This window comes from Kitasatospora sp. NPDC058046 (assembly GCF_042885595.1).
GTDB lineage: Bacteria > Actinomycetota > Actinomycetes > Streptomycetales > Streptomycetaceae > Kitasatospora.
Map to the genome: position 1 here is coordinate 224,785 of NZ_JBHVRS010000006.1, position 17,415 is coordinate 242,199.

Sequence of the window (17,415 nt, forward strand, 5' to 3'; positions counted from 1 at the left end):
TCCTCACCGTTCGTCATCGTCGGGGCTGCCGGGGGCGGCGGGTTCGTCGGGGCCGTCCAGCGCGGCGGCTTCGAGTTCGCTGAGCACCAGGTCCTCCACCAGGTCGGCCAGGGCGGCCACGGTGCGGGAGACCAGCACGTCGCGGGGGGTGAGCGTGACGCCGAAGGCGTCGTTGGCCCGGGAGGCGATCAGCAGGGCGCGCATGGAGTCGCCGCCCAGCTGGAAGAAGTCGTCGGTGGCGCCGACGGCGGTGTGCAGGGCCTCGGCCCAGATCTCCGCCACCGCCTCCTCGGTGGGGGTGCGCGGGGCCACCCGTCCGGCCGGCTCGGCCTCGGCCGGGTCGGGGGCGGGCAGGGCCGCGCGGTCGGTCTTGCCGCTCGCGGTGAGCGGGAAGCGCTCCAGCACCGCGAAGGCCGTGGGGACCATCGGGCCGGGCAGGGCGCGGGCGGCCAGGGCGCGCAGTTCGGCGGCGGTCGGCGGTTCGGCGCCGGGGGCGGCCAGCAGGTGGGCGACCAGCCGGGGCAGTCCGGGCTCGTCCTCCCGGATGCTCACCACCGCGTCCAGGACGGCCGGGTGGCGCGCCAGCACGGCCTCCACCTCGCCCGCCTCGATCCGGTGGCCGCGCAGCTTGAGCTGGTGGTCGGTGCGGCCCAGGTAGTGCAGTTCGCCGTGGCGGTCGCGGCGCACCAGGTCGCCGGTGCGGTACATCCGGCCGCCGGGCGGCCCGTACGGGTCGGCGGTGAAGCGGGCGGCGGTCAGGCCGGGGCGGCCGAGGTAGCCGCGGGCCAGGGCAGGGCCGCTCAGCCACAGTTCGCCGGGGACGCCGTCGGGCACCGGCCGCAGCCGGGCGTCCAGGACGTACGCGCCGGTGCCGGGCAGCGGGCGGCCGATCGGCGGGGCGGCGCCGTCGGCGGTGAGCGGCGCGGACCAGGTGGCGACGACGGTGGCCTCGGTGGGGCCGTAGGAGTTGACCATCCGGTGGTGCGGGGCCCAGCGGGCGACCAGGTCGGGGCCGCAGGCCTCCGCGCCGACGATCAGGGTCTTCAGCGCGGGCAGGATGCCGGGGGTGTCGGCCGGCAGGGTGGCGAGGGCGGCGGGCGGCAGCAGGGTGTGGGTGATCCGCTCCGCCCGGAGCAGTCCGGCCAGGTGGGCGCCGAGCAGCGGTCCGGGCTCGGGCACCACCAGCCGGGCGCCGTGCGGCAGGGCCAGGCACAGTTCGAGCACGGAGGCGTCGAAGCTGGGGGTGGCGAAGGCCAGCACCCGGTCCCCCGGGGCCACCTGGTAGTGGGCGGCCTCGGCGGCGGCGAAGGCGGCGAGGCCCCGGTGGGTGACCACGACGCCCTTCGGGGTGCCGGTGGAGCCGGAGGTGAAGATGACGTAGGCGGGGTCGTCCGGGTCGAGCGGGCGGGTGCGGTCGGCGTCGGTGGGGCAGTGGCCGGGGGCGCCGTCGGGGTCGGCGGCGAGCAGCTCGGCGACCTCCTTGGCGTCCAGGGTCAGCGCGGGCGCCGCGTCGCGCAGCATCGCCCCGATCCGCTCCTCGGGGTAGTGCGGGTCGACGGGCAGGAAGGCGGCGCCGGTCTTCGCCACCGCCAGTTCGGCGAGCACGGTGTCCGCCGAGCGGGGCAGCAGCAGGGCGACGGTCTCCCCGGGGCCGGCGCCGCGCGCGATCAGCCGGTGGGCGAGGCGGTTGGCGTGCGCCTCGGCCTCGGCGTAGGTCAGCTCCAGGCCGTCCGCGCTCAGCGCGACGGCCTCCGGCCACCGGTCCGCGGCGGCCTCGACCAGGGCGGGCAGGGTCGCCGGGGGCACCGGGGCGAGCGCCGGGCGGGCGGGGCCGTGCAGCAGCCGCTCCCGTTCGCCGGGCGGCAGCAGGTCGAGCCCGTCCAGCGGGGTGGCGCCGTCCGAGGCGGCCAGCGCGTTCAGGGTGTGCAGCAGCTGGTCGGCGAGCCGCCCGGCGGTCCGCCGGTCGAGGAAGCGCGGGTCGTGGCCGAGTTCCACGGCGAGCCGCTCGCCGGGCGAGACGACCACGGTGAGCGGGTAGTTGGTGGCCTCCCGGGCGTCCAGGTCGCGCACCAGCAGGCCGTACGCGCCGGCCGTGGCGTCGCCGACCGGGTAGTTCTCGAAGACCACCAGGCTGTCGAACAGCTCGGTGCCCGGCGGGACCTGACTCAGCCCGTGCATCCGGGCCAGCGGCAGGTGGTCGAAGCGGCGGTCCTCGGCCTGTTCCTCCTGGAGGGTGCGCAGCCAGTCGGCGCAGGGCTGCCGGCCGTCGACGGCGACCCGGGCGGGCAGGGTGGTGATGAACAGGCCGACGATGCCGTCGGAGCCGGCCAGGTCGGCGGGCCGGCCGGAGACGGTGGTGCCGAAGCAGACCCGCCGCTCCCCGCTCCAGCGCGACAGCAGCAGCGCCCAGGCGCCCTGCACCACGGTGTTGAGGGTGAGGCGGTGGCGGCGGGCGAACTCCTGGAGCCGCGCGGTCGCGGCCTCGTCCAGCCGGTGCGAGAGCCAGTCGCCGGAGCGGGCGGTGTCGCCCTGGGCGGGCCGGCGGTCGTAGGGCAGCGGGGTGGGGGCGGCGAGGTCGGCGAGCACGCCGCGCCAGTGCTCGACGGCGGTGCCGGTGTCGCGGGTGGCGAGCCAGCGGACGTACTCGGCGAAGGGGCGGCGCTCGGGCAGCTCGGGGCGCTCGCCCCGGGCCAGGGCGGCGTGGGCGGCCAGCACGTCGGCGAGGACGTGGAAGACGCTCCAGCCGTCCAGCAGCACGTGGTGGAAGGCCCAGACCACCCGGACCTGCTCCGGGCCGAGCCGGACCAGGTCGAGCCGCAGCAGCGGGGGCCGGTCCAGCACCAGCGGGCGGGCCCGCTGCTCGGCGAGCAGTTCCTCCAGCCGGGCGGCGCGCTCGGCCTCGCCCAGCTCGCTCCAGTCGTGCTCGGTGACCGGCAGCACCGCCTGCCGGTGGACCACCTGGAGCGGCACCGGCACGTCGCGCAGCACCACCGAGGCGCGCAGCACCGGGGTGCGGTCGACGACGTGCTGCCAGGCGGCGGCCAGCAGGCCCGGGTCACGGGCGCCGTCCAGGACGAAGGTGATCTGCTCGACGTAGAGGCCGTGTTCGGCCTCGTCCAGGCCGTGCACCACCATGCCGGTCTGGGTGGGGGTGAGCGGCTGGATCTCCGTCACCTCCCGTCCGGTGCCGGCCAGCCGGTCGACGCCGGCCTGGTCGAGGCCGGCCAGCGGGAAGTCGGAGGGGGTGCGGCCGCCGGCGCCGGGCTCGGCGCAGTGGCGGACGAGCTCCCGCAGCTCGTCCAGCAGTTCGGCGGCCAGCCGGGCGACCGTTCCGCTGTGGTGCACCGCGCGGGAGTAGGACCAGGTGAAGGAGAGCCGGCCCTCGGCGACCAGGCCGAGCACGTCCAGCAGGTGGGGGCGGCGGGCGGTGCGGTCCATGCCGCCGGTGAGCGGGCCGGCCGGGGCGTGCAGCAGGCCGCCGGGGGTGGCGCTCCAGTCCTGCCGGCCCAGGTAGTTGAAGCCGATCCGCGGCAGCGCCAGGCCCGGCTCCGGCTTGAGGTGGCGCAGGGCGCCGTGGCCGAGGCCGCCGCCGGGGACGGCGCGCAGGCTCTCCTTGACGGCCTTCAGGGCGGTGCCGGGGTCGGCGTCCGGGGGCACGTCCAGGGCGACGGGGTACATCGTGGTGAACCAGCCGACGGTGCGGGAGAGGTCGACGCCGTCGAAGGGCTCCTCGCGGCCGTGGCCCTCCAGGGCGACCAGCACCCGGCCGCGTCCGGTCCAGCGGGCCAGCACCCGGCCGAGGGCGCAGAGCAGGACGTCGTTGACCCGGGTGCGGTAGGCCTCCGGGACGTCCTGGAGCAGCCGGCGGGTGGACTCGGCGTCCAGGGCGAAGGTCAGCGACTCCTCGCTCTCCGCCGTATTGGCGCCGTCCAGGTCCACCGGCAGGTCGTCGTCCACCAGGCCCTGCCAGTAGGGGAGTTCCGCGTCGAAGCCGCCGGCCGCGGTGTGCGCGGCGAGCCGTTCGGCCCAGGCCCGGAAGGAGGTGCTCTTGGCGCCGAGGTCGGGCCGCTCGCCCGCGCTCAGCGCGTTGTGGGCGCGCTCCAGGTCCTCCAGCAGGATCCGCCAGGACACCGCGTCCACCACCAGGTGGTGCGCGGCCAGCAGCAGCACCGGGCGGGGGTCGTCGGCGAAGCGGCAGAGCGCGGCCCGCAGCAGCGGTCCGGCGGCCAGGTCGAAGCCCTCGGCCAGTCGCTCGCCGAGGTCCCGCAGGACGGTCGCGCGCTGCTCCCCCTCGGCGGCGGGCAGCTCGTGCGGGCGCAGTTCGGGTGCCTGGCCGGGGGCGGTGCCGTGCTGGCGCCACCGGCCGTCGGCGAGCGGCTCGTAGCGCAGCCGCAGCGCGTCGTGGTGGTCCAGGACGGCGGCCAGCGCGGCCCGCAGGCTTTCCTCGTCGGTGTCCGGGGCGAGGGTGAAGGAGACGGACTGGGTGAGCCGGGCCGGGTCGCCGTCCAGGGTGTCCAGCAGCCAGTGCTGGACGGGGGTGAGCGGGGCCTCGCCGACCACCGCGCCCTGGTCGGCGGCGAGCTCGGGGCGCGGTGAGCGCTCGGCGGCGCGGGCGAGTTCGGCCAGGGTCTGGTGGGCGAACAGGTGCCGGGGGGTCAGCGCCAGGCCGTCCCGGCGGGCCGCCGAGACGATCTGGATGCCGAGGATGGAGTCCCCGCCGAGGGCGAAGTAGTTGTCGTCCGCGCTGACCTCGGGCACCCCGAGCACCTCGCGCCAGATGGCGGCGAGGGCGCGCTCGGTGTCGGTGCGCGGGGGCCGGCCGGCCTCCGTCGCGGGCGCGGCCCACACCGGCTCGGGCAGGGCGCGCCGGTCCAGCTTGCCGGTGGCGCCGAGCGGCAGCCGCTCCAGCGGCACCACCAGGGCGGGCACCAGGTGGCCGGGGAGGGTGCCGCCGAGGAAGGCCCGCCACTCGGCCTGGTCGGGCAGGGCGCCGTCGCGCGGCACCGCGTAGCCCACCAGCCGCTTGTGGCCGTCCTGGTCGACCACCCGGGCGGCCGCCGCCGAGACCCGGGGGTGGCGGGCCAGCGCGGCCTCGACCTCGCCGAGTTCGATCCGGAAGCCGCGCACCTTGACCTGGTCGTCGGCGCGGCCGAGGTAGTCGAGGCCGCCGTCGGCGCTCCAGCGCACCCGGTCGCCGGTGCGGTACATCCGGGCGCCGGGCGGGCCGTACGGGTCGGGCAGGAAGCGGGCGGCGGTCAGGCCGGGGCGGCGCAGGTAGCCGCGGGCCACGCCGGTGCCGGCCAGGTACAGCTCCCCGGGCGCGCCGACGGGCACCGGGCGCAGCCGCTCGTCCAGGACGTAGGCCCGGGCGCCGCCGACCGGGCGGCCGATCGGCGGGTCGCGGTCCGGGTCGGCGGGGTCGCAGGTGTGGGCGGTGGCGTAGACGGTGGCCTCGGTGGGGCCGTAGACGTTCAGCACCCGGCAGCCGGGGACGGCCTCGCGGACCTGGCGCACGGTGCGGGCGGGCAGTGCCTCGCCGGCCAGCACCACGGTGTCCGCCGCGAGCTGCACGGCGCCGTCGGCGAGCAGTCCGCCGAGGGCCGAGGGCACCGCGCTGAGCAGGCCGGCCCGCCAGGGGCCGGGGCGCTCGGCCAGCGCCAGCAGGTCGCGCAGGAGTTCCACACGGCCGCCGGAGAGCAGCGGCGCGAAGATCTCGAACACCGACACGTCGAAGTTGAGCGAGGTGGCGGCGAGCACGTGGGCCAGGCCGCCGTCGGCGAACTCGGCGGCGGCCCAGTCGGTCAGGGCGAGCACCGAGCTGTGGGCGACCACCACGCCCTTGGGGCGGCCGGTCGAGCCGGAGGTGTGGATGACGTACGCGGGGTGCTCCGGCCGCAGGGCGCCGTGCCGCTCCTCGTCGCGGACGGCGTCGGCGCGGGCGGCGGCCAGGCGCTCGCGGCAGGCCGGGTCGTCCAGCACGATCCGGGTGGACGGGCCGTCGGGCAGCCGGTCGGCGGTCGCCGTGCCGGTGACGACGGCGTCGGGCCGGACGTCCTCGAAGAGGTAGGCGATCCGCTCGGCCGGGTAGCCAGGGTCGACGGGCAGGTAGGCGGCGCCGCTCTTGAGCACCGCGAGCAGTGCCACAGCGAGTTCGACGGTGCGGGGCAGCGCGAGCGCGACGAAGCGCTCGGGGCCGGCCCCGGCCGCGATCAGCAGCCGGGCCAGCCGGTTGGAGCGCTCGTCGAGCTCCCGGTAGGTCAGCTGCTCGTCGCCGGAGCGGACCGCCGGGGCGTCGGGGGTGCGGGCGGCCTGCCGGGCGAAGGCCTCGGGCAGGGTGCCGTCCGATGCCTCGGTGAACGCTCCCCCGAGGCGTGCCACCAGTGCGCGCCCCTCGGCCGGGTCCAGCAGCGGCAGCTCGCCCACCGGCCGGTCGAGGCCGGCCGCCATACCGGCGAGCAGGGTGCGCAGGCCCGCGCCGAGCCCCTCGACGGTGGCGGTGTCGAAGAGGGCCGGGTCGTGGTCCAGGCCGACCTCGATGGACTCGCCGGGCGCGACCACCACGCTGAGCGGGTAGCTGGTCGGCTCCAGCACCTGCTCGGTCTCCACGCCGAGGCCGTGCCGGGTCAGCGACTGGGCGTCGAAGGGGTAGTTCTCGAAGACCACCAGGCTGTCGAACAGGGCGGTGCCGCCGGGCAGTTCGCTCCAGCCCTGGAGCTGGGCCAGCGAGACGGCGTCGTGCCGGCGCGCCTCGGACTGGTGGTCCTGGACCTCCCGCAGCAGCTCCCGCAGCGGGCGCCGGGGGTCGATCCGCACCCGGGTGGGCAGGGCGTTGATGAACAGCCCCACCATCGAGGTGACGCCGGGGACTTCGGCGGGCCGGCCGGAGACGATGGTGCCGAACACCACGTCGTCCCCGCCGCCGTAGCGGGAGAGCAGCAGCGCCCAGGCGCCCTGGAGCACGGTGTTGACGGTCAGCCCGGCCTGCCGGGCGGTGTCGCGCAGCCGCTCGGACAGCTCGGCGCCGAGGGCGACCCGCACCGAGGCCGAGGAGGAGGCGCGGTGGGCGCCGGCCGGGCGGCGGTCCCGGGGCAGTTCGGTGGGGGCGGGGAAGCCGGCCAGGGTGTCGCGCCAGTACCGCTCGGCCTCCGCCCCGTCCTGGCCGGCCAGCCAGCGCAGGTAGTCGGCGTAGGGCGCCCGTTCGGCCGGGGCGGGCCGGCGTCCGGCGGTCAGGGCGGCGTAGCGCTCGCACACCTCGTCGAAGACCTGGGCGGCGCTCCAGCCGTCGAGCAGCACGTGGTGGAAGGTCCACACCACCCGGACCCGGGTCGGCGTCAGCCGGATCAGGGCGAGGCGCAGCAGCGGCGCGCCGCCGAGGTCGATGCCCGCCGCCCGGTCCTCGGCGAGCAGCCGGGCGGTGTCCCGCTCGACCTGTTCGGCGGGGCGGCCGGTCCAGTCGTGGTGGGCGACCGGGACGGCGGCCCGGTGCTGGACGACCTGGAGCGGTTCGGCGCCGTCCTGCCAGCTGAGCCGGGTGCGCAGGATCGCGTTGGCGTCGGCGGTCCGCTGCCAGGCCTCGGCCAGCGCGTGCGGGTCGGTGACCCCGTCCAGCACCAGCTGGACCTGGTTGACGTAGGTGTCGCCGTCCGGGTCGAGCAGGCTGTGGAAGAGCATCCCGGCCTGCATCGGGGTCAGCGGGTAGACGTCGGCGACGGCTCGGCCGTCCCCGGCGATCCGGTCCACGGCCGCCTGGTCGAGCCGGGCGAGCGGGAAGTCGGCGGGGGTGCGGCCGCCCGCGCCGGGCTCGGCGCAGTGGGCGACGATCTCCTCCAGGGCGCCCAGCATGGCGTGGGCGAGGCCGGTGACGGTGTCGGCGCGGTGCCGGCCGGTGCTGTAGTACCAGCCGATCTCCAGCTCGCCGTCCTCGACCCGGGCGACCACGTCCAGCAGGTGGGGGCGCTCGGTGCCGGGCGCCTCCGCGCCGCCGAGGCCGCCGGGGACGGCGCCGACCAGGGCGGCGCCGTCGGCGGACCAGTCGAAGCGGCCCAGGTAGTTGAAGGCGACGCCGGGGGCGGGCGCGTCGGCGAGCGCCGCGTCCCGGGCGAGGTGGCGCAGCGCGCCGTACCCGAGGCCGCGGTCGGGCACCGCCCGCAGCTGCTCCTTGACGGCCTTCAGGGCGGTGCCCCAGTCCCCCGCCGGAATGTCGAGGGCGACGGGGAAGAGCGAGGTGAACCAGCCGACCGTGCGGGACAGGTCGAGGCCGTCGAACAGCCGGTCCTCGCGGCCGTGGCCCTCCAGGCCGACGGCGACGGTGCCGTGCCCGGTCCAGTCGGCGAGCACCCGGCCGAGCGCGGTGAGCAGCACGTCGTCGATCCGGGTGCGGTAGACCGCGGGGACCTGCCGCAGCAGGGCGTCGGTGCGGTCGCGGTCCAGCCGGACGGTCACCTCGCGCAGGTCGGCGGCGGTGTTGCCGCCGTCGCCGTCCACCGGCAGCGGGGTGGCGCAGGCCCGGGCGGCGGCCGCCCAGTGGTCGCGCTGCCCGTCGAAGCCGCCGGCTTCGGTGTGCGCGGCCAGGCGGCGGGCCCACTCCCTGACGGAGCTGGTGCGGGCGGGCAGCCGCAGCGGGCGGCCCTCGACGGCCTGCCGGTAGGCGGTCTCCAGGTCCTCCAGCAGCACCCGCCAGGAGACGCCGTCGACCACCAGGTGGTGGACGGCCAGCAGCAGCCGGTCGGGCCGGGCGCCGTCGCCCTGGAACAGCCGGGCGGTGAGCAGCGGGCCGTCGGCCGGCCGGAAGGAGGCGTGGGCGGCCGCGGTCACCGCCTCCTCGGCGCCGTGGCCGTGGACCTCCAGCAGCTCGGGCGCGGCCTCCTCGGCGGGGGCGCAGTGCTGCCGCCACGCGCCGTCCTCGGCACGGGTGAAGCGGGAGCGCAGCGCGTCGTGGTGGGCCCACAGGGCGGCCAGGGCGCGGCGCAGGGCCCGGGGGTCGACGGCGCCGGGGGCCTCCACCACCAGGGACTGGTCGAAGTGGTGGGCGTACGGCGGGTTCGGGTCGAGGAACCAGTGCTGGATCGGTGTCAGGCCGACCTCGCCGCCGACCGGTTCGGTGCCCGCGACGGTGACGGCGCTGCCGGCGGCCGCGGCCAGGGCGGCGACGGTGGGGTGCCGGAACAGGTCGCGCGGGGAGAGCGCGAGGCCGGCGGCGCGGGCCCGGGAGACCACCTGGATGCTCAGGATGGAGTCGCCGCCGAGCAGGAAGAAGTCGTCGTCCAGCCCGACCCGTTCGACCCCGAGCAGCTCGGCCCAGATCGCGGCGAGCAGCCGTTCGCGGTCGGTGCCGGGGGCGCGGTGGGGGCGGTCGCCGCCCGTCGACCAGTCGGGGGCGGGCAGCCGGCGGCGGTCCACCTTGCCGTTGGCGGTGAGCGGGAGTTCGGGCAGCGTGACGAAGGCCGCGGGCAGCATGTAGTCGGGCAGGTCGGCGGCCAGGTGGGCGCGCAGCTCGGCGGCGCCGGGCGGCTCGGCGCCCTCGGCGGGCACCAGGTGGGCGGCGAGGCGCTTGCGTCCGGCGTCCTGGTGGAGCGAGACCACGGCCTCGGCGACGGCCGGGTGGGCGGTGAGCCGGGCCTCGATCTCGGCGGGTTCGATCCGGAAGCCGCGGATCTTGATCTGGTCGTCGGCGCGGCCGACGAAGTGCAGTTCGCCGTCCGCGCTCCACCGGACGGTGTCGCCGGTGCGGTACATCCGGGCGCCGGGCGGGCCGAAGGGGTCGGCGAGGTAGCGGGCGGCGGTCTCGCCGGGGCGGCCCGCGTAGCCGCGCGCGAGCCCGGCCCCGGCGATGTACAACTCACCGGTGATGCCCGGCGGTTGGGGCTGGAGCACGCCGTCCAGGACGTACGCCCGGGTGTTGTCCAGCGGGCGGCCGATCGGCAGCGTGGCGGGCAGCTCGTCGCCCTCGCGGAAGGCCCGGCGGGTGGCGAAGGTGGTGGTCTCGGTCGGCCCGTAGCCGTCGACCACGGTGAGGCCGGGGCAGGCCGCCAGGACCTTGCGAACGGCGGCGCCGGGCACCGCCTCGCCGCCGGTCCACACCTCGCGGGCGCCGCGCAGGCAGCCCGGGTCCTCCTGGGCGAGCAACCGGAACAGCCCGGCCGTCAGCCACAGGCAGGTCACGCCCCGTTCGGTGACGGCGTGCCGGACGGCGGCGGCGTCCAGGTCCTCCGGCGGGGCGAGGACGGCGGTGCCGCCGCGCAGCAGCGGCACCCAGAGCTCGTAGGTGGCGGCGTCGAAGGCGTGCGGGGAGTGCACCAGCACCCGGTCGTGGCCGGTGAAGGCGCGGTCCAGGGCGAGCGCGGCGACGTCCCGGCGGCGCACCGCGACGCCCTTGGGGGTGCCGGTGGAGCCCGAGGTGAACATCAGGTACTGGACGTTGTCGGGGTGGACGGCCGCCGGGGGCGCGGCCGGCACCCCGGTGCGGTCCGGCCGGTCGACGCGCAGCACCCGCTCGGCGGGGCGCAGCTCGGCGGCGGTGTCCGCCCAGCGGGCGTCGGTGAGCAGCAGCTCGGCGCCCGCCTCGGCCAGCATCCGGTGCAGCCGCTCGCGCGGCGCCCGGCCGTCCAGCGGCACGAAGACCCCGCCGGTGCGGACCAGCGCCAGCTGGGCGACGACCAGCTCGACGGAGCGCTCCATCAGCACCCCGACCGGCTGCTCCACCCGGACCGCCTGCGCGGCCAGGTGCCCGGCCAACTCGGCGGCCCGGCCGTCCAGTTCGCGGTAGGTGAGGCGCTGCTCGCCGGCCTCCAGGGCGACCGCCCCGGGGGTGCGGAGCACCTGCTCGGCGAACAGCTCGGCGATGTCGGCCGCGGGCTGCTCGGCGGCGGTGGCGTTCCAGTCGACCAGGACGCGGTGCCGCTCCTCGGCGGTCAGCAGCGGCAGCCGCGCGGGCGGGCGGTGGGCGCCGGCGGGCAGGCTGGTCAGCGCGGCGGTGAGCCGGCCGGCCAGCCGCCGCACGGTGGACTCGTCGAACAGCCGCGGGTCGTAGCAGAGCCGCAGGGACAGCTCCGGGCCGGGGTAGGCGAGCAGGGCGAGCGGGTAGTTGGTGGTCTCGATGCCGTCCAGGTCGCGCAGCCGCAGGCCGTGGGCGTCGGCCGCGTCCTCGTCGACCGGGTAGTTCTCGAAGACCACCAGGCTGTCGAACAGGCCGGTCTGCTCGGGCAGTCCGGTGCCGGCTCGCATCCGGGTGAGCGGGACGAAGCCGTACCGCCGGTCCTCGCTCTGCTCCCGCTGGAGGGCCTGGAGCCAGTCCAGCAGGGTGCCCTCGGCGGGCACCGTGGTGCGGGTCGGCAGGGTGGTGATGAACAGGCCGGTCATCGACTCGACGCCGGGCAGCTCGGGCGGGCGCCCGGAGGAGGTGGCGCCGTACACCACCTCGGCCCGCCCGGCCTGGCGGCCCAGCAGCACCGCCCAGGCTCCCTGGACCAGGGTGTTGAGGGTCAGCCCGGAGCCGCGCGCCAGGTCCTCCAGCGCCCTGGTCGCGGCGGCGGGCAGGGTGAACGGCACCGCCCGGGTGGACTCCGCGCGGTGGCTCTGCACCGGCTCGCGGTCGTACGGCAGCGGCGTCGCCTCCACCAGCCCGGCGAGGCGGGTGCGCCAGTGCCGTTCGGCCTCGGCGTGGTCGCGCCCGCCCAGCCAGGCCAGGTAGTCGCGGTAGGGCCGGCGCTCCGGCACGGTGCCGTACGGGACCTCCGGTCCCGAGGCCAGGGCGGCGTGCACCGCGAAGACGTCCGAGAGCACCTGGAACAGGCTCCAGCCGTCCAGCACCAGGTGGTGGAACGACCAGAGCACCCGCACCCGGCTGTCCGAGAGGCGGATCAGCAGCAGCCGCTGGAGCGGGGCCCGGGCGAGGTCGAGGCCGCGGGCCCGGTCGCGGTCCAGCAGCTCGGCCAGCCGGGTGCGGCGCTCCTCCTCGGGCAGCGCGCGCCAGTCCAGGTGGCTGACCGGCACGGCCACCCGGCGGTGCACCACCAGCAGCGGCTCGGGCACCTCCTGCCAGCGGACGTGGGCGCGCAGCACCGCGGTGCGGTCGGTGACCCACTGCCAGGCCTCGGCGAGGCGGGCCGGGTCGGGCACCCCGTCGAGGACGAAGTCCAGCTGCTGGAAGTAGGCGCCGCTGTCCTCCTCGGCGAGGCCGTGGAAGAGCATGCCGGACTGGGTCGGGGTGAGCGGCAGGACGTCCTCGACCGCGCCCGGGTCGGCGCCGGTGATCAGGTCCACCGCCGGCTGGTCGAGCCGGGCCAGCGGGAAGTCGGACGGGGTGCGCCCGGCGGCGCCGGGGGTGGTCGCGTGGCGGGCGAGGTCGGCCAGCTCCTCGGCGAAGCGCCGGGCCAGCGCCTCGACGGTGGCACTGCCGTGGACGGCGGCGGAGTGGAACCAGGTGAACTCCAGCGCGTCGCCGTCCAGTCGGCCGACCACCTCCAGCGGGTGGGGGCGCTCGACCGCCGGGTCGGCGTCCAGCTCCAGCGGCCGGAAGGTGCCGCGGAACAGCCCGTCCGGGTCGTCCGGCAGGGCGATGCGGCCCAGGTAGTTGAAGCTGATCCGGGCGGCCGGCACCTCGGGCGCGGTGCCGGGGCGTCCGAGATGGCGCAGCGCCTCGAAGCCGAGGCCGCGCCGGGGGACGGCGCGCAGCTGCTCCTTGACCTGCTTGAGGACGGTGTCCCAGCCGGCCCCGGCGGGGACGGCCAGGGCGACGGGGTGGCGGGTGGTGAACCAGCCGACCGTACGGCCGAGGTCGAGGTCGGCGAACAGCTCCTCGCGCCCGTGGCCCTCGACGTCCACCACGACCCGCTCCAGCCCGCTCGCCCCGCACAGCGCCCGGCCCAGCGCGCTCAGCAGCACGTCGTTGGCCTGGGTGCGGTAGGTGTCGGGCAGGGTGCGCAGCAGGGCGGCGGTGTCGGCGGGGCTCAGCCGGACGGTGACGGAGCGTTCGGTGGCGTAGCTGTCGGGGCCGTCGAGCTCGGCGGGGAAGGGCTCGTCGGGGAACGGCTCGTCGGCGGACGGCCCGGGCTCGTCGTCGGACTGCCCGGGCACGGCCCCGGCCCAGTACGCGGACTCGTCCTCGAAGCCGCCCGCGGCGGCGAAGGCGCTCAGCCGCTCTGCCCACTGCCGCAGCGGCGAGGACTTCGCCGGGAGGGCGGCCGCGCCGTCCCGGCCCTCGCGGCGGGCCCGGTACGCGGTGTCGAGGTCCTCCAGCAGGACCCGCCAGGAGACCCCGTCGACCACCAGGTGGTGGACGGCCAGGTGGAGGACCGGGGGCCGGCCGTCGGCGCGCTCGTGCAGGACGGCGCGCAGCAGCGGGGCGCCGCCGGCCAGGTCGTACGGCCCGAAGTGCGGGGTGTCCTGGTCGGGGCCGGTGTGCCGGGCCAGGGTGGTGCGGGCCGTCGGCTCCTGGATCCGCCAGCGCACCGCGCCGGCGCCGTCCGGAGTCGTGAAGGCGGAGCGCAGCGCGTCGTGGTGGGCGACCAGGTCGTTCAGGGCCTCCTCCAGGGCCGCCCGGTCGAGGTCGCCGGGCAGCAGCAGGGAGACGGCCTGGGCGAAGTGGCCGGCCCGGCCGGCGGCCCGCTCGAACCACCAGCGCTGGATCGGGGTCAGCACGGCCTCCCCGGTGGCGGCCACCGGCGCGGGCGCGGCGGGCGCCTCGGCGTCCTCCGCGGCCAGGGCGAGCGCGGCGACGGTCTGGTGGCGGTAGAGGTCCCGGGAGGTCACCGCCAGCCCGGCCTGCCGGGAGCGGGCCACCACCTGGATGCCGAGGATGGAGTCGCCGCCGAGGTCGAAGAAGTTGTCGTCGGCGCCGACCCGCTCCAGCCGCAGCACCTCGGCCCAGATGCCGGCCAGCGCGCGTTCGGCGGGGGTCCGGGGGGCGACGTGGCGGGGGGCGGCCGCGGCGGGGGCGGGGGCCGGGTCGGTCTCCCCGCCGCGGGGCTTCGCCCGCTCCTCGACCCGGCCGAGGTGCTCCAGCCCGCCGTCGGCGGTCCACCGCACCAGATCCCCGGTGCCGTACATCGCCTCCCCCGGCGCGCCGTACGGGTCGGGGACGAGCCGCTCGTCCGGCTGCTCCGGGAGGTAGCCCGCGAGGTACAACTCGCCGGGCACCCCGACGGGTTGGGGGCGCCGAGCGCGGTCGAGGACGTGGACCCGGCTCCACCCGGCCGGCCGGGCCGGGTCGGTGCCCGGGAGCTCCCGCGGCGGCTTCCGGGAGGCGAGCAGCGCGCGCTGCTCCTCCTCGGGGATCATCGGCAGTTCGGCGAGGGTGCGCCGCGGCCCGTCCGCCATCCCGGCCAGCAGCCGGTGCAGGTGGCCGGCCAGCGCGGTCACCGTCCGCCGGTCGAACAGGTCGGTGTCGTACTCGACCGTCAGCGTGCAGCCGCCGTCGGCCTCGTCGGGGGTGAACTCCAGCACCAGGTCGAAGCGGGCGGCCGGGCGGGGCAGCGGGTGGTCGGTGAAGCGCAGCCCGCCGGCGGGCGCCGGGGCGGCGGGGGTCTGCTGGACGACGGCGACCTGGACCAGCGGGGTGCGGCTGGGGTCGCGGGGCGGGGCCAGTTCCTCGACCACCCGGTCGAAGGGCACCTCGGCGTGGGCGAAGGCGTCCAGCAGGGTGGTGCGCATGGACTCCACGAAGCGGTCGACGGTGGCCTGCTCGTCCACGTCGCCGCGCAGCACCACGGTATTGACGAAGAAGCCGGTCACCTCCTCCAGCTCGCGCCGCTCCCGCCCGTTGACGACGGTGCCGAGGGCCACGTCCCGCTGGCCGGAGTGGCGCGAGAGCAGAAGCGCGGACGCCCCGGCGAACAGGGTGAACACGGTGGTGCCGCGGCCGGCGGCGAGGTGGCGCAGCCGGTCGACCAGCTCGGCCGGGAGGTGGTGGCGGTGCGCCGCGCCGCGGCCGGCGCGCTCGGCGGGCCGGGGGCGGTCGGTGGGCAGCCGCAGGGTGGGCAGGCCGGCCAGGGCGCGCTTCCAGTAGGCGAGGTCGGACGCGTGGTCGGCCGGGCGGTGCTGCTCCCAGTGGGCGTAGTCGGGGTACTGGAGGGCGGGGGCGGGCAGGCCGTCGGGTTCGCCGGTGGCCTCCGCCCGCAGGAGGGCGGCCAGTTCGCGGGTGAGGACGCCGACCGACCAGCCGTCGGTGACGATGTGGTGCTGCGCCAGCAGCAGCAGGTGCTCGTCGGCGGCGAGCCGGACCAGCAGCGCCCGGCTGAGCGGGCCCCGCGCCAGGTCGTAGGGCCGCTCCAGCTCCTCGGCGAGCAGGCGGTCGGCCGCCTCGGCGCGCTCGCCGGCTGGCAGGGCGCCGAGGTCCTCGGTGCGCAGCGGCAGGTCGGCCCGCTCGGCGACGTGCTGCTCGAGCCGCCCGTCGACGGCGGTGACGGTGGTGCGCAGCGCGTCGTGCCGGGCGGTGAGCCGCCGCAGGGCCCGGCCGAGGGCCTCCCCGTCGAGGTCGCCGTGCAGCCGCAGGGCGACGCCGGTGTGGTTGCCGGTGCCGCCGGTGGCGAGGTCCTCCAGGAACCAGAGCCGGCGCTGGGCGCTGGAGAGCGGCAACGGCTCCCCGCGCGGGGCGGGCGGGACGGGCCCGGTGGGCGCGGCGGCGGCCGGCCGGTCGAGCAGCGGCGCGAGGGCGGCGACGGTGCGGGCGGTGAAGATGTCCCGCAGGGTGAGCCGGACGCCGAGGCGCTCGGTGATCCGGGCCAGGGTGCGGGCGGCGAGGACGGAGTCGCCGCCGAGGTCGAAGAAGTCGTCCTCGGCTCCCACCGCGTCGAGGCCGAGGACCTCGGCCCAGACGGCGGCCAGGGCGCGCTCCCGTTCGGTGCGCGGGGCGAGCCCGCCGGCGGCGCCCTGCCGGGCGGGCGCGGGCAGCGCCCGCTGGTCGATCTTGAGCTGCGGGGTGAGCGGGAAGGCGGGCAGCACGACGACGACGGCGGGCACCAGGTGGGCGGGCAGCGCGGCGGCCAGGGCGGTGCGCAGCGCGGCCGGGTCCGGGGGCAGTTCCGGGTCGGCGGGCGTGGCGTAGCCGACCAGCCGGGTGTGGCCCGGTTCGTCCTCGCGGACCACGACCACGGCCTGGTCGACGGCGGGGTGGGCGCGCAGCGCGGCCTCGATCTCGCCCGGCTCGATCCGGAAGCCGCGGACCTTGACCTGCCGGTCGAGCCGGCCGAGGAACTCCAGCTCCCCGTCGGCGGTGAACCGGGCCCGGTCGCCGGTGCGGTAGAGCCGGGCGCCGGGCGGGCCGAAGGGGTCGGCGACGAAGCGGGCGGCGGTCAGGCCGGGGCGGCCGAGGTAGCCGCGGGCGACGCCCTCGCCGCCGAGGTACAGCTCGCCGTCGGTGCCGGTCGGCTGGGGCCGCATGGCCTCGTCGAGCACGTACACCCGGGCGTGCGGAAGGGCGCCGCCGATGGTGGGCGCGCCGGTGCCGGCGGTGAGCGGGCCGGTCCAGGTGGCGACGATGGTGGCCTCGGTGGGGCCGTAGGAGTTGACCATGCGCCGCCCGGGCGCCCAGCGGTCGACGAGTTCGGCGGAGCAGGCCTCGGCCCCGACGATCAGGGTGCGCAGGTGGCGGCCCGCGCCGGCCGGGACGGTGGCCAGGGCGGCGGGCGGGATCAGGGTGTGGGTGATGCGCTGCCCGTCCAGGACGGCGGCGAGCTCCTCCCCGAGCCAGGGGCCGTCCGGGGGGATCACCAGGGTGGCGCCGGTGAGGACGGAGACGAACAGTTCCAGGACGGAGGCGTCGAAGCTGGGCGAGGAGAACTGGAGCACCCGGTCCCCCGGCCCGACCGCGTAGTTCTCGACGGCCGCCGCCGTGAAGCCGGCGATCCCCCGGTGGGTGACGACCACGCCCTTGGGCGTCCCGGTGGAGCCCGAGGTGTAGATCACGTACGCGGGGTGGTCGGTGCCGTCGGCGGCCGGGAGGTCGGTGTGGTCCCGGTCCTCGGGGCGCTCCGTCTCCAGGGCCGCGCGGACGGCGGCCGGGTCGTCCAGGACGAGCGCGGGGGCGGCGTCGGCGAGCATCAGCGCCCGCCGCTCGGCGGGGTAGCCCGGGTCGACGGGCAGGAAGGCGGCGCCCGCCCGGACGACGGCCAGCTCGGCGGCGACCAGCTCCATGGAGCGCGGCAGGACCAGGGCCACCGTCCGCTCCGGCCCGGCGCCGCGCCGGCGCAGGTCGCGGGCCAGCCGCTCGACGCGTTCGGCCAGGTCGCGGTAGGTCCAGCTGCGCCGCCCGTCGGTCAGCGCGGGCGCGTGCGGCGTACGGGCCGCCTGGGCGGCGAACAGGGCGTCCAGGGTCCGGGGCGCCGCCGACGGTGCGGTGGTGCCACCGGCCGGCGCCTGCGGCGGGGCGGTCGGGCGCACGGGCTGGGCAGGCCGGTCGGCCATGGCGGAAGGTCCTTC

General features: G+C 77.7%; 1 protein-coding gene. It reads right to left on the reverse strand.

Annotated features, from left to right (window positions below; translation table 11 throughout):
• Positions 1-3 precede the first annotated feature (3 nt).
• Complete coding sequence (locus ACFVU7_RS15560; protein ID WP_388045401.1) at positions 4-17,400, reverse strand: non-ribosomal peptide synthase/polyketide synthase; 17,397 nt, start codon at positions 17,398-17,400, stop codon at positions 4-6.
• Positions 17,401-17,415 lie beyond the last annotated feature (15 nt).

Bases quoted from the DNA above. Each gene is read 5' to 3' on its own strand.
- ACFVU7_RS15560 (WP_388045401.1), bottom strand. From the start codon at position 17,400: ATGGCCGACCGGCCTGCCCAGCCCGTGCGCCCGACCGCCCCGCCGCAG.